Raw genomic sequence first — 13713 nt, forward strand, 5'->3', positions numbered from 1 at the left:
GAGGCCGACGCTCGGCCGCGTTTGGTTAGCCGGTCTGGGGCGGGCGGCGAATAGCGAAGCGCTGATCTAGGGAACCAGATGGGGATTGAGCGATGAGCGAACCACTTAGCGAGATCGAGCAGTTGAAGCTGCAACTCGACGAGTTGTCCTTGATGATCGCCACCACCATCAAGGAGGTCGGTGGCGTTCGTCATCCGTCCATGGAGGACGACAGGCTGAGCGGTGCTGTCGACGAACTCGCCGCCATGGTTCTCGATACCGAGGCAGCGACAGATGCGATCCTCGATGCGGCGGAATTGCTGGAGCAGATGGCGCAAGGCGCGTGGGACGCTCAAGGCAACTCGTTGCGGGAGCCGATGAGCGCCATCACGACACGCATCTTCGAGGCCTGTAATTTCCAGGATCTAAGTGGGCAGCGTATTGCCAAAGTAACGACGCTGCTCCGCGATATCGACGCGCGGCTAAGCACCATCATCGAGGCGCTTGGCGCTCGCCGGTTCGATCCAGTCGACATACCCGCCGCGCCGGACGGTGACGCTGCCCTTTTGAACGGTCCCGCCAGGACGGGGCAGGGACTGGAGCAGGACTCGGTCGACGCGCTCATGCATTGAGCGTGGCCTTCACAGGCCGGCGACCCGCGCTACTATGGACCCATCAGTCGATTGCGCGACGGAATGCGCCGCCCACGTCGTTATACCCGGAGCGAGCTTTGACTTGACCGGCGGCAAGGGTGCCGCCACGGCTCGCTCGAGAGGGCGATACATGGCCATGTCCTTTTCAATTGGTTTAAAGCGCGTGGCACTCGTGGCCAGCCTCATACTGGGTGCCTCTTCACTGTCGGCCTGCGGCTGCGGCTTTCTTGGATTGGACGCTTGCCGCGGCGGCCACTGGGATGGAGGACGTCATGGCGACTCTGGCTCGCCTGGCCCCGGTTCTGGCGGCTACCGGGGTGGTTCTGGCGGCCCGGGGGGCGGACCCGGTGGTGGCCCGGGTGGCGGTGGAGGCGGTCCGGGTGGCGGCGGCCCTGGGTAGTACTGAGTCGGACGTTCGCGAATGGGCGCCTATACCTGTTGACGTCGGCGCCTAAAGAAATCAAAAGGCCGGTGCTCTGGATCTCCCCGCGAGTGCGGGGAGCTTTTTGCCGTCAGGCTCGTGCCATCGGGTGCTTGCATCGGAGGATGGCTCCCGTTATAAGCCCCCAGCTTGCGCGGGCGGCAGGGCCGAACCCCGCGCTTTTGGAGTTTTCTTTTTCATGCCGAAGATCAAAACCAAGCGCTCGGCGGCGAAGCGTTTCACGTTTACCGGTACCGGCAAGGTTAAGGCCCGGCACTCGACCCAGCGTCACATGCTGTCGAGCAAGCCCAAGGCAGCCAAGCGACTGCATCGCAAGGCCACCTACCTCGCGCCCGGTGACGCGGCTCTCGTTCGCCTGATGATGCCTTACGGCTGAGTTTTTCATGCTCGGGCCCGGCCGGGAGCGTTCCGCTGATGGAGCCTCTTGGTTCAGGCAGCCCGGTGGGCCTAGGCCCAATGATGCCTTTCGGGTTCGAGTTGGGGCATTTCAGCCCCGGATGTTAGTTTCGGAGTAGCAAGATGGCACGCGTCAAGCGCGGTACTACGAGCCACGCTCGGCACAAGAAGGTCCTGGAGCAGACCAAGGGCCATCGCGGTCGGCGGAATAGCTGCATCAAGACTGCCCGGCAGTCGATGGAGAAGGCGCTTCAGTACGCCTATCGCGATCGGCGGGTGAAGAAGCGCGAGTTCAGGGCGCTCTGGATTCAGCGCATCAATGCGGCCGTTCGCGAGGATGGCATGACCTACGGCAACTTCATCCATGGCCTCTCCAAGGCTGGGATCGAGGTTGATCGCAAGGTGCTGGCGGATCTGGCCGTGCATGACCGGACAGGTTTCGGCTTGTTTATCGAGAAGGCGCAGGCTGCCTTGCAGGCCTGAGGTAGAGCCTCGGGATGGTTGCGGCATCTTGATGGTGCTGCTGCAGACAAGCCAGCTTGCGTAGGAAAGGGGCCCATGCGGCCCCTTTTTGCTGTTCTGCATCGTGAATTGCGACGCTTTGCCAGCCAGCCGGGCGGAGAGCGCTGCTGGACGGAAGACAGGTCATGGAAGAACAGTTGGACGCGCTCAAGGCGACGACGCTGGCGGCGATCGCCGACGCGGCGGATCTTCGCACCTTGGATGAGGCCAGGGTCGCTTCCCTGGGCAAGAAGGGCAAGGTTACCGAGCTCGTGAAAGGCCTGGGCAGCGTCGACCCGTCGGAGCGCCCTCGCCTCGGCCAATTGTTCAATCTGCTCAAGCGCGAGCTTGAGGAGGCTTTCGCCGTCCGCAAGTCCGAACTCGAGGCGCAAGCACTCGATGCCCGCCTGCGCGATGAGCGCATGGATGTGACGTTGCCGGTGCGTGAGCGCCCCGTTGGTCGCATCCACCCGGTAAGCCAGGTACAGGAGGAGATCACGGCGATCTTCGCCGACATGGGCTTCGAGGTGGCCGAGGGGCCGGACATCGAGGATGACTGGCATAATTTCGAGGCGCTCAACATGCCGCCGGATCATCCGGCCCGGCAGATGCAGGACACGTTCTACCTGGCCGAGGGCGCGGCCGAAGGGATCGCCAAGGGTCGACCTCTCGTCCTGCGTACGCATACGAGTCCCGTGCAGATCCGCACCATGCTGGGCGGCAAGCCGCCTTATCGCATCATTGCACCGGGCAGGACCTATCGGCGCGACAGCGACCTTACCCATACGCCTATGTTCCATCAGGTGGAGGGGCTGATGATCGACCGTCAGACCCATATGGGACACCTCAAGGGATGTCTTACCGACTTCCTGTCGGCGTTCTTCGAGCGCGAGCGCGTGCCGGTACGCTTCCGCCCGAGCTTCTTTCCTTTCACCGAGCCGTCCGCCGAGGTCGACATTGGCTGCCGGCGTTCCAAGGACGAGCTGATCCTGGGCGAGGGGGATGACTGGCTGGAGATTTTGGGCTCCGGCATGGTGCACCCCAACGTTCTGCGCGCCTGCGGCCTGGATCCCGACGAGTGGCAGGGATTTGCCTTCGGCATGGGGATCGATCGTGTGGCCATGCTTAAATATGGCATCCCCGACCTTCGGACCTTCTTCGAGGCCGATCTGCGTTGGCTGCACCATTACGGCTTCTTGCCGCTTGATCTTCCGACGACATATGCGGGGCTTTCGCGATGAAGCTGACCTTGCCCTGGCTCACGGAGCATCTCGATACCGACAAAAGTCTGGCCGAGCTTGCCGACAAGATGACGGCACTCGGTCTCGAGGTTGAGGAAATCGTCGATCCGGGAGCTCCCTTGGAGGGCTTTACGGTGGCGCATGTGCTCTCGACCCGCCCGCATCCCGATGCCGAACGGTTGAAGATCTGCACGGTCGATACCAAGGACGGCCTTAAGGAAATCGTCTGCGGTGCGCCCAATGCCCGGGGGGATATTTGGGGCATCCTTGCGGTCGAGGGGCTGAGGATTCCAGCCAGCGGCGAGGTTTTAAAGAAGGCCAGGATCCGCGGCGTGGAGAGCCAGGGCATGCTCTGCTCGGCACGGGAACTGGGCCTCGGCCAGGACCATGACGGCATTATCGAGCTGTCGGCCGAAGGGCTCGAGGTCGGCATGCCAGCGGCGTGCGCACTTGGTCTCGAAGGTCCGGTGATCGAGGTGAAGTTGACGCCCGACCGCGCGGACTGCTTTGGCATTGCCGGAATCGCGCGCGACCTCGCGGCGGCCGGCATGGGCAGGCTCAGGCCGCGCTCCTTCGATCCCATCCCGGTCGAAGGACCAAGCGGGCCCGGGATCCGGCTGGATTTCATGCCGGAGCAACGGCAGGCATGTCCGCTCTTCGTTGGCCGGCGGATCAGCGGCGTGCGTAATGGGGCCAGTCCGCGCTGGCTGCAGGAGCGGTTGCGCGCCGTGGGCCTGCGGCCGATCTCGGCCCTGGTCGACATCACGAATTTCGTGATGCTGGACATCAACCGCCCCTTGCATGTCTTCGATCTGGGCAAGCTCGAGGGGGATCTCACCGTGCGCATGGCGCGTCCGGGGGAGAAGCTGGCGGCACTGGACCAGCGGACCTACGAGTTGGACGCGCAAACCGTCGTCGTCGCCGATGACAAGGGGCCGCAGGCTCTGGGCGGCATCATGGGGGGCGAGGCGTCGGGCGTTACCGAGGCCACGACCGATATTCTGCTCGAGATAGCGCTCTTCGATCCGATGGTGACTGCCCGGACGGGACGCCGCCTGGGCATCGAGAGCGATGCCAGGGTGCGTTTCGAGCGTGGGCTCGATCCAGAACTGGTCATGCCGGCTACCGAATATGCCACGCGTCTTATCCTTGAGATTTGCGGCGGCAAGGCCGGTCCTTCGAGTGTGGCGGGCGAGATGCCTGCGTGGCGGCGGCCGATGAGCTACCGGCCGGCGGCGCTCCAGCGGCTGACCGGCATCGAGCTTGAGAGCGGTCGGGCACGCGAGATGCTCCTGGCCCTGGGTTTCGAGGTCGAAGCGTCCGCGCAAGGCGGCCAGCCCCATCTGGACGTGGTGCCGCCGTCCTGGCGGGGCGACATTACGACCGAGGCCTGCATCGTGGAGGAGTTGGCCAGGCTGGTCGGTTACGAGCACATCCCCGAGACGTCGGTGCATCGCGAGACGTCGGTGGGACGGCCGGTCCTTACCGTCGAACAGCGGCGGCGCAGTCTGGTACGTCGGGTCATGGCCGAAAGCGGCTTGTTCGAGGCGGTCACCTGGTCGTTTATTCCACCAGCTCAGGCGGTGCTGTTTGGCGCTGCCTCGCCGATCCTGAAGCAGAACCCGCTGAACGCCGAGCTCTCGGCAATGCGGCCTTCGCTCTTGCCCAATCTTCTAAGCGCGGCTGCGCGCAACTACGCGCGCTCGATTCCTCAAGGAGGTCTGTTCGAGTTGGGGCCGCGCTTCAAGGGCGCTCAGCCCGGCGAGCAGGTGTGGGGACTGGCGGGCCTTCGCTTTGGCGCGGCCGGCCCGCGAACCTGGAGCCAGGCGCCGAGGCTGGTCGATGCTCTGGATGCCAAGGCCGATGCTCTGGCAGCGATCGAGGCGGCAGGCATTCGGGCCGATGCCGTGCAGGTGAGCGCCGAAGCCCCCGTCTGGTATCATCCAGGTCGTTCGGGAGCACTGAAGCAGGGGCCGAACGTCCTTGCCTATTTCGGCCAGATCCACCCGCGCGTGCAGCAGGCATTCGATCTGGATGCCCAGACGGTTGCCTTCGAGCTGGATCTGGACGCGCTGCCCCATCCCAAAGCCAGGGGCAAGAACCGCGCTGCCCTCGAGACGATGCCTTATCCACCGGTCGATCGCGACTTCGCCTTCATCGTGGACGGCGACCGCGAGGCGGAGTCGCTCCTGAAGTCGGTGCGGTTGGTCGATCGCAAGCTTGTCCGCGAGGTGAGGCTATTCGATGTCTATCAGGGCAAGGGCCTGCCCGAAGGCAAGAAGAGCTTTGGCGTCGCTGTGCGATTGCAGGCGGCGGACCGGACGCTGGCCGAGGCCGAGATCGACGCCATCGCCCGCCGCATCGTCGAGGCGGCGGCCAAGCATGGCGCCTCACTCCGACAATAATACATGAGGGCTGCAACGGGACGCTCCCAGCGACAGGCGGGGGGCATCTGCGCTAGATAGCTCTCTTGCAGCCTCTTTTGAGATCGATTTGATGACCGACCTCGCTCACATCCGTAACTTTGCCATCGTCGCCCATATCGATCATGGCAAATCGACCCTGGCCGATCGTCTGATCGAAACCTGCGGCGGCTTGGCGGCCCGCGAGATGACCAGCCAAGTGCTGGACAGCATGGATATCGAGCGTGAGCGCGGCATTACGATCAAGGCGCAGACGGTGCGGCTGCTCTATCGCGCCAAGGATGGCCAGGATTATACGTTCAATCTGATCGACACGCCGGGCCATGTCGACTTCGCCTACGAAGTTAGCCGGTCAATGCGTGCCTGCGAGGGCGCGCTGTTGCTCGTGGATGCGACCCAGGGCGTCGAGGCGCAGACCCTGGCCAATGCCTATCAGGCAATCGACGCCAATCTGGAATTGCTGCCAGTCCTGAACAAGGTCGATCTGCCGGCCGCCGAGCCTGAGCGGATCAAGCAGCAGATCGAGGACATTATCGGCCTCGACGCCTCAGACGCCCTGCAGATCTCGGCCAAAACCGGGCTCGGCGTCCCCGACGTCCTCGAGGCAATCGTCAAATATCTGCCGCCGCCTACGGGCGATGCGGATGCTCCCTTGCAGGCTCTGGTCATCGATTCCTGGTACGATCCCTATCTCGGTGTCGTAACGCTCTTTCGGGTCCGCAACGGTGTGATCCGCAAAGGCCAGAAGATCCGATTCATGGGGACGGGTGCAGCACACCCGGTGGACCGCGTTGGCGTCATGACGCCAAAGCCGCTCTTGATGGACGCGTTGGGGCCGGGGTCCGTGGGCTTTTTTACAGCTGCCATCAAGGACATCGCGGACGCGCGGGTGGGCGATACCATCACGGACGACCGCAAGCCCGCAACGGTGGCACTCGAAGGCTTCCGACCGAGCCAACCGGTCGTCTTTTGCGGCATGTATCCGGCCGAAGCCGACAGCTACGAAACGCTGCGGGACAGCCTGGGCAAGTTGCGCCTGAACGATGCGAGCTTCGAATTTGAGCCCGAGAGTTCCGGCGCCTTGGGATTGGGTTTCCGTTGCGGCTTTCTGGGATTGTTGCATCTTGAGATCATTCAGGAGCGGCTGGAGCGGGAATTCGACCTCGACCTTGTGATCACGGCACCATCGGTCGTTTATCGCGTGCACATGACGGACGGAACGAGCTACGAGCTGCATAACCCGGCCGATTACCCCGACGTGACCAAGATCGATCATGTGGAGGAGCCCTGGATCAAGGCTTCGATCATGGTGCCCGATGAATTCCTCGGGCCGGTCCTGGCACTATGCCAGGAAAAGCGCGGGGTTCAGCAGGACATGACCTATGTCGGCAACCGGGCGATGGTCGTCTATCGCCTGCCGTTGAACGAGGTCGTGTTTGATTTCTATGATCGGCTGAAATCGATCAGCCGAGGCTATGCGAGTTTCGACTATCAGCTGGATGGCTATGGCGAGAGCGACCTCGTCAAGCTCGATATCCTGATCAACAGTGACAAGGTCGATAGTCTGTCGATGATTGTTCATCGATCCATGGCAGAACTCCGCGGGCGTAACACTTGCGAGAAATTGCAACAGCTTATTCCTAGGCAGATGTTCCAAGTAGCCATCCAGGCAGCTATTGGGGGCAAGATCGTCGCGCGTGAGACGGTGAAAGCTTTCCGTAAGGATGTGCTGGCAAAATGCTATGGCGGCGATATCAGCCGCAAGCGCAAGCTCTTGGACAAGCAAAAGGAGGGCAAGAAGCGTATGCGCCAGGTCGGGCAGATCGAAATTCCCCAGGAAGCTTTTCTTGCCGCTCTCAAGATGAGTTGAGAGCGGACGACAGCCGTCGCGAGGATGTGAACCAGACCGGGGCTGCAGCGGGGTACCCCAAAAGGTGTTGCGCTCGCACGCAGGGTTAAATGCAACGATGAATCGCTTGCGTCGCAAGAGATTTCGCCACTATCTCTTGCTAATAGATGTCAAGTAAAAGTGTCGATCGCTCGATCTGCGGGGAGCCGGGGGGCCTCAGTGCAGTTTGAAACTGTGAGCGACCGTTAGAACTTGGATTGGTTGAATGACGACGAAAGATTGGCTTTCGTTCTGTTCGTCGAAGTCGGACTATGTCGTATCTGGCCCCCATCTTCATGCGAACGACGTCATGGATGAGGCTGGCACCGACTCGGGCCAGTTCGGCGCTGCGGACCTCATGCCATGGGATGCCGAGCAGGTGGTCGAACTGAGCCTCCGTCTTGAAGATCTGATCGGCGACGCGAATCAGGAAATCGTCGTGTTTAACGATTCGTCATTTTCCGAGATGACCCTCGTTACCGACGTGGCACTCCTGGAACGCTGGGCTGTTCAGAATCACATCACCGCTGCCGGCGAGGACGTGTCGGGCTTTATTGCCCTTCGCTTTGCCAATGGCATTCACGTCTACCATCAGCGCGAACTCGCTCTCTCGGTCGTTCGTTCTTCTGAATTCGACTGAATCCTTGCCCTCTTGCGAAGGCGGCGACAATGCACGCTTGTGCAAAGTTACCGGTTCGTGGCTCCGTGTGACTAAGCGCGTGAGAGGTGCCCTTGGTTGCGTTTCCCGTCGTCGATTCGCATATCCATCTGATTGACCCGTCGCGGCTGGCTTATCGCTGGCTGCAGAACAATTCCGTCCTCCGACGGCGCCATGCGCTGCTCGAATACGGTCAGGCCCAGGCTGGCCGAGCAGTGGCGGCCATCGTTGCCGTCGAAGCCGATGCCGACGATGCGGACAAAGAGATTCTCTATCTGCTCGAACAAGCCGAGAACGACAGTCGGATCGGCGCCATCGTCGCCCATCTACCGCTCGAGCAGGGCGAGAGACTGGAAGAGACAATGGCAAGCAGGGCGACGACGGGACGGGTGAAGGGACTGCGCCGCCTTCTTCAGGATGAACCAGCGCCAGGGTTCTGCCTGCAACCCGGCTTTATCGAAGGGGTCCGGCTTGCCGGGCGTTTCGATCTTACCGTCGACCTCTGCATCCGCCAGCATCAGTTGCAGGACCTGATCAAGCTCGTCGATGCCTGTCCGAAGACACGCTTCGTCCTCGATCATATCGCCAAGCCCGCGATCCGCGATGGCGCTCTCGAGCCATGGCGGCGCGAGTTCCGCGACCTGGCGGCGCGACCCAATATCGTCTGCAAGCTTTCCGGGGTCGCGACCGAGGCGGATCCGATCCATTGGACCCCCGAGCAATTGCGGCCCTATATCGATCATGCCTGGGAGAGCTTCGGGGCCTCCCGGCTGCTCTTTGGCAGCGACTGGCCGGTCTGCCTTATGGCCGTCGATTGGATCGCCTGGGTTGAAATCCTTGAGGCGGCGCTGGCGGCTTTCAGCGACAACGAGAAGCGTGCCTTTTGGGGTCGGAACGCGATTGCCGCCTACAAGATGGACGCGACACTGCTCGAGACCGACGAGGGGGACTCGCTGAAAACGACCATGCCAGGCTGAGTAGCCCCTATCCTCGGCATGCGACGGGCTCTGGCGTTTCGAACAGCGGCAAAGCATTCTAGAGGCCTCGACAATAAGAAAATGCGGAGGCGGCAATGGCATTGTCCTTGGAGACGCGGGCGGTTGGGCGCACGGGCCTTGACGTGCCGGTACTTGGGCTCGGGGGTGCCCCCTTGGGCGACATCTATGCCAAGCTGCCCGAAGATCAGGCCCTGGCCACCATCGAGAACGCCTATGCCGCCGGTATCCGGCTCTTCGATACAGCCCCGCTCTATGGCCATGGTCTCTCGGAGCATCGCTTCGGTCACGTCCTGCGTACCAAGCCGCGTGACAGCTATATCCTCTCGACCAAGGTCGGCCGCTGGCTGGAGCCCGCCGCGCCTGGCACGTTCGATCGAGGCCAGTGGCAAAACCCGCTGAATTTCCGTCTGCGCGTCGACTATAGTTACGATGGCGCCATGCGCGCGATCGACCAAAGTCTGCAGCGCCTGGGCATCGAGCGCATCGACATCGCCTTCATTCACGATCTCGATATCTGGACGCACGGTAGCCGCGAGGTCTTCGAGACCCACTACAAGACGGCCGTCGAAGGTGCCTTCAAGGCGCTGGCCCGCCTGCGCGAGGAAGGCGTCATCAAGGCGTTGGGGCTGGGCGTCAACGAGATCGAGCCCTGCGTGCGTTTCGCGCGCGACGCCGATCCCGACCTCTTCATGCTGGCTGGCCGCTATACGCTTTTGGAACAAGGTGGTCTCGACGACCTGTTTCCGCTCGCCGAGGCCAAGGGCTTCAGCTTCTTTCTGGCCGGTCCCTTCAATTCCGGTATTCTGGCCACCGGCGCCGTGCCGGGGGCAAAGTACAATTACCAGGATGCGCCGCCCGAAATATTGGATCGCGTCCGAGAGATCGAGGCGGTCTGCGCGCGCCATGGCGTACGGCTGCCGGCGGCGGCAATTCGCTTTCCGCTGGGGCATCCCCGCATCGCCGCCATCATTCCAGGCGCGGTCAGGCCGGCCGAGGTGGAGGCGAATATCGAGCTTATGACGGCCGCGTTGCCGCCTGACCTCTGGACGGATCTGCGTGCGGCCGGCCTATTGCGGGAAGGTACGCCCGTGCCGGCCTGAAGCGTCCAGGTCAGTCGATGGCGATCGGCAGCTCGATCAGGTTGACGCTGCCGGATGCGATCCCGGCCTCGAGTGCGGGCGCGATGTCGGCCGCCCGCTCGACGCGACGGGCCGGCACCCCCATCGAGGCGGCAAGCGCCAGGAAGTCGATTGCCGGATCTTCCAGATCCATGGCGATGAAGTGATTACGCTGGGCGGAGAAATAGCCCGCCTGCGATTTCATGAAGCTCTTGAGGATATTATACTCGCGGTTATTCATGACGACGAAGGTAACCGGCAGGTTCTCGTGGGCCGCGGTCCAAAGCGCCTGCGGCGAGTACATGGCGGCACCGTCGCCGACCAAGGCCACCACCGGCTCGCGGCCGAGGCCGAGCGAGCAGCCGACGGCAGCTGGCATGCCCCAGCCAAGCCCCCCGCCGCGCAGGAAGGCGTATTGCCTGGACCAGTCGCTGTTAAGGAAGCCGCGGACATGGCTCGATGTGGCGATCGCCTCGTCGACAATGGCGATCTTCGGGCCGATGGCACGCACCACTTCCCGGGCCGCGACCAAAGGCGTCGTCAGTGGTCGGTCCCATTCCTCCTCTGCTCTGGCCGTCAGCACCGCGCGCTGGCGCGCACGCTCCAGGGCTGCCTTGTCGCGCAGGGCCAGATAGTCGGTGCTGCGCGGAGCCGTCAGACGCTCCACTTCCGGAAGGAGTGCCATGAGCGATGCCTTGATGTCGCCCACGACAGAGAGCTTCGTTACATAGGTGCGGCCGAGGTCGCGGACGTCGGCCGACATTTGCAGGACCTCGCAGGAGGCGGGCACGGCCGGCCCCTCGGTGTAGAGAATCGTGATCAGCGACTTGCCGCCCAGGGCGAAAAGCGCGTCGAAGTCGCCAAGGCGGGCGGCAATCTCGCTGGCCTTGGTCGGCATGTTGCCCTGCCATAAGGGATGGCTGGTGGGGAAAGGGATGAAGGCCGGCCAGGACGAGCCGTAGACCGGTGCGCCCAGCATCTCGGCCAGCGCCACGACCTCCGAGGTGGCATCGCTCGCGTGGATCTCGTCCCCGGCGATGATGACCAGCCGGCCAGGCTTGACGCTAGCCAGCTCCTTGGCCAACCGGTCGAGAGAGCCCGCGACAGCGCGGCGTTCGATAGTCGATTGGGGAGCAACCCCAACGGTGCTCATTTCCTCCATCACGTCCATGGGCAAGGAGAGAAAGACCGGTCCCGTCGGTGCTGCGCCCGCATCCTGGAAGGCGCGGCGGACCAGAACCGGCAATTGGTCGGCACTCGTCACCTCCTGTGCCCATTTGACGGCCGGCGTGGCGAGACGCACGAGGTCGCCGTAGAGTAGCGGATCGGTGATTGTGTGGCGGGAATCCTGCTGCCCAGCGGTGACGACGAGAGGCGTGCCGGCGACGGTGGCATTGAGGAGATTGCCCATGCCATGGCCTAGACCGCCAGCGGTATGCAGATTGATGAAACCGGGGCGACCGGCCGTTTGGGCATAGCCATCCGCCATCGCCACGACCGACGCTTCCTGGAGAGCCCAGATATAGTCGATATCGCGGCAATTCAGGAGTGCGTCCATCAAGGGCAATTCGGTCGTGCCGGGATTGCCGAAGATATAGCGGACACCCTCGTTCTTCAGGACCTCGAGCAGGAGGTCGGCCCCCCGCCTGGCGTTCACCTGGTCGAGGTTGGAAATGGGGCTACCTTTAAGCATCCAGCCGTTCTCCAATCATGACCTGTTTTGTCTGGAGCAAAGACTATGCCTTAAGGTCTTCGTCTTCGCTTCGCTTTTTCAAGCGTTCCGGTTTCGGGCGCCGATAGCGAGACGCAATTCCCGGGTCGAGACCAGGCCCAATGCGAGAGCCAGAGCCGCATAGAGAACGGCACTCCCGGCGACGATTCCCGCAAGGATCATTACCTCGCGTAGGCGGTCGCCGCCGGCGGCATCGACGAGCAGCCAGTGATTGGCGCCGAGGAGCACGATGGTCAAAAGGCCAGCCGCGACGACCGCTTTCGGCAGCCGCGACTTGAAGGCGGGATCGGGTACCAGGTGGCCTCGGCGATGGAGGACGATGCCAAGGAAGATGACGTTGATCCAGGAGGACACGGTCGTCGAGGCGGCAATACCGACTGGCCCGAACGGACCCATCAGGGCGAATTTCAAGCCGACATTGAAGGCAACGGCCACCAGCGAAACGTAGAGCGGAGTCTTGCTGTCCTCGCGGGCGTAGAAGCCCGAGACCATGGCCGGAACGAGGACGAAGGCCGGCAGTCCCATGCCGTAGGCCTGCAGCACGGAAGCCGTGGCGGCCGCATCGGCGACGCTGAAGGCGCCGCGTCGAAAGAGCATGTCCATCAACGGAAAGCTGATGGCAATGAAGGCGGCCACAGCTGGCAATGTCAGGACGAGCGAGATCTCGATGGCGCGGTTCTGGCTGGCGGCAGCGGCTTCGAACTGACCGGCCTTGAGCTGGCGGGAGAGCTGCGGCAGGAGGGCCGTGCCTACGGCGATGCCGATTACGCCCAGCGGTAACTGGTTTAGCCGGTCGGCATAATAGAGATAGGAGACGGCACCGGTCGGCAGGAGCGAGGCGATCAACGTGTCGACGAAGAGGCTGATCTGGGTAAGGCCGCGGCCGAGGGCCGCCGGGCCCAGCACTCTCAGGAAGCGATTGACCTCCGGCGTGGCGCGGGGGCGGCGAAAATGCAGATCCATCCCGGCCCGGCGGCTGTCCCAATAGAGGTAGGCCAGTTGGGCCACGCCCGAGAGAAGGACGCCCACGGCCAGGGCGTAGCCCGCATTTGGCAGGAACGGCGTCAAGCCGAAAAGGGCCGCCAGCAGCACGACGTTCATCAGGATCGGCGCCGCTGCGGCGGCTGTGAAGCGCTGCATGCTGTTGAGGACGCCACCGATCAGAGAGACCAGCGTGATGCAGAGAAGATAGGGAAACGTGATGCGGGTGAAGGCAATGGCCAGATCGAACTTGGCGGGTTCGGCGGCAAAGCCCGGTGCGAAGACCAGCATGAACCAGGGCATGATGACCCAGAAGAGAAGGAGGAGACCCAGTTGGACCGCCACCATCAAGGTGAAGAGCATTTCCGCGAATGACTTGGCCTCGGTCTGACCCTTGCGCACGAGTACGCCCGAGAAGACCGGAACGAAGGCCGCGTTGAATGCGCCTTCGGCAAACAGCGAGCGGAAATGATTGGGAAGACGGAAGGCGACGAAAAATGCGTCAGCCACCGGTCCGGCACCAAGGATCGCCGCCGTGGCGACATCTCGAACGAAGCCGACGATACGGCTTATCAGGGTAAGACCCCCGATATTGGCAATCTGGCGAAACAAGGCCGCTCCCTTGGCTGCTCGGGCCGCCGCAAGCTACCCCGGCCGCTCGGCGCTCTCCAACCCCCATGCCAAGTGAAAAAAATGTCGTTGG

The 13713-nt window shown here is 62.9% G+C and carries 12 protein-coding genes; 10 read left to right on the forward strand and 2 right to left on the reverse strand.

Annotation, left to right across the window (positions count from 1 at the left end):
- The first annotated feature begins 92 nt into the window (after positions 1-92).
- The 10 genes from CFB17_RS11385 (at position 93) to CFB17_RS11430 (ending at position 10279) form a co-directional block, all read left to right on the forward strand.
- On the forward strand, positions 93-611 hold the full coding sequence (locus CFB17_RS11385; protein WP_088561670.1) for a protein phosphatase CheZ: 519 nt from the start codon (positions 93-95) through the stop codon (positions 609-611).
- Between the two features lie 248 nt (positions 612-859).
- The gene (locus tag CFB17_RS19455; protein WP_207762031.1) at positions 860-1087 is read left to right on the forward strand and encodes a hypothetical protein; all 228 of its coding nucleotides are present in this window, start codon (positions 860-862) and stop codon (positions 1085-1087) included.
- A 165-nt stretch (positions 1088-1252) separates the two neighbouring features.
- The gene (gene rpmI, locus CFB17_RS11395) at positions 1253-1450 is read left to right on the forward strand and encodes a 50S ribosomal protein L35 (RefSeq protein WP_088561671.1); all 198 of its coding nucleotides are present in this window, start codon (positions 1253-1255) and stop codon (positions 1448-1450) included.
- Between the two features lie 143 nt (positions 1451-1593).
- The gene (gene rplT / locus CFB17_RS11400) at positions 1594-1953 is read left to right on the forward strand and encodes a 50S ribosomal protein L20 (protein WP_088561672.1); all 360 of its coding nucleotides are present in this window, start codon (positions 1594-1596) and stop codon (positions 1951-1953) included.
- Between the two features lie 164 nt (positions 1954-2117).
- Positions 2118-3212 (forward strand): phenylalanine--tRNA ligase subunit alpha, encoded by a 1095-nt coding sequence (pheS, locus tag CFB17_RS11405; RefSeq protein ID WP_088561673.1) that lies wholly within the window; start codon positions 2118-2120, stop codon positions 3210-3212.
- Positions 3209-5617, forward strand: coding sequence for a phenylalanine--tRNA ligase subunit beta (pheT, locus tag CFB17_RS11410; RefSeq protein WP_088561674.1), 2409 nt, complete (start codon positions 3209-3211; stop codon positions 5615-5617). The genes pheS and pheT overlap by 4 nt, the downstream gene beginning before the upstream one ends.
- Positions 5618-5708: 91 nt before the next feature.
- A complete protein-coding gene (gene lepA, locus CFB17_RS11415) occupies positions 5709-7505 on the forward strand; it encodes a translation elongation factor 4 (protein ID WP_088561675.1) in 1797 nt (598 codons plus the stop codon).
- A 244-nt stretch (positions 7506-7749) separates the two neighbouring features.
- Positions 7750-8163, forward strand: a complete 414-nt coding sequence (locus CFB17_RS11420; RefSeq protein ID WP_088561676.1) for a hypothetical protein — start codon at positions 7750-7752, stop codon at positions 8161-8163.
- A gap of 92 nt (positions 8164-8255) precedes the next feature.
- The gene (locus CFB17_RS11425) at positions 8256-9158 is read left to right on the forward strand and encodes an amidohydrolase family protein (protein WP_165769572.1); all 903 of its coding nucleotides are present in this window, start codon (positions 8256-8258) and stop codon (positions 9156-9158) included.
- Positions 9159-9253: 95 nt separating this feature from the next.
- Positions 9254-10279 (forward strand): aldo/keto reductase, encoded by a 1026-nt coding sequence (locus CFB17_RS11430; protein WP_088561678.1) that lies wholly within the window; start codon positions 9254-9256, stop codon positions 10277-10279.
- 10 nt (positions 10280-10289) lie between these two features.
- Here CFB17_RS11430 and CFB17_RS11435 read toward each other — a convergent pair whose 3' ends face one another.
- Positions 10290-11990 carry a thiamine pyrophosphate-binding protein gene (locus tag CFB17_RS11435; RefSeq protein WP_088561796.1) on the reverse strand — a complete coding sequence of 567 codons (1701 nt, stop codon included), beginning with the start codon at positions 11988-11990 and terminating at the stop codon, positions 10290-10292.
- 78 nt (positions 11991-12068) lie between these two features.
- On the reverse strand, positions 12069-13622 hold the full coding sequence (gene murJ, locus CFB17_RS11440) for a murein biosynthesis integral membrane protein MurJ (protein WP_088561679.1): 1554 nt from the start codon (positions 13620-13622) through the stop codon (positions 12069-12071).
- Between the last annotated feature and the right edge of the window lie 91 nt (positions 13623-13713).

The sequence above is a fragment of the Arboricoccus pini genome, from assembly GCF_900187945.1.
In the GTDB taxonomy this organism is placed as follows: domain Bacteria; phylum Pseudomonadota; class Alphaproteobacteria; order Geminicoccales; family Geminicoccaceae; genus Arboricoccus; species Arboricoccus pini.

What these genes read in the sequence shown, in the direction of transcription:
- CFB17_RS11385 (WP_088561670.1), top strand. Translation starts at nt 93, where the DNA reads ATGAGCGAACCACTTAGCGAGATCGAGCAGTTGAAGCTGCAACTCGAC.
- rpmI (WP_088561671.1), top strand. Translation starts at nt 1,253, where the DNA reads ATGCCGAAGATCAAAACCAAGCGCTCGGCGGCGAAGCGTTTCACGTTT.
- rplT (WP_088561672.1), top strand. Translation starts at nt 1,594, where the DNA reads ATGGCACGCGTCAAGCGCGGTACTACGAGCCACGCTCGGCACAAGAAG.
- pheS (WP_088561673.1), top strand. Translation starts at nt 2,118, where the DNA reads ATGGAAGAACAGTTGGACGCGCTCAAGGCGACGACGCTGGCGGCGATC.
- pheT (WP_088561674.1), top strand. Translation starts at nt 3,209, where the DNA reads ATGAAGCTGACCTTGCCCTGGCTCACGGAGCATCTCGATACCGACAAA.
- lepA (WP_088561675.1), top strand. Translation starts at nt 5,709, where the DNA reads ATGACCGACCTCGCTCACATCCGTAACTTTGCCATCGTCGCCCATATC.
- CFB17_RS11420 (WP_088561676.1), top strand. Translation starts at nt 7,750, where the DNA reads ATGACGACGAAAGATTGGCTTTCGTTCTGTTCGTCGAAGTCGGACTAT.
- CFB17_RS11430 (WP_088561678.1), top strand. Translation starts at nt 9,254, where the DNA reads ATGGCATTGTCCTTGGAGACGCGGGCGGTTGGGCGCACGGGCCTTGAC.
- CFB17_RS11435 (WP_088561796.1), bottom strand. Translation starts at nt 11,990, where the DNA reads ATGCTTAAAGGTAGCCCCATTTCCAACCTCGACCAGGTGAACGCCAGG.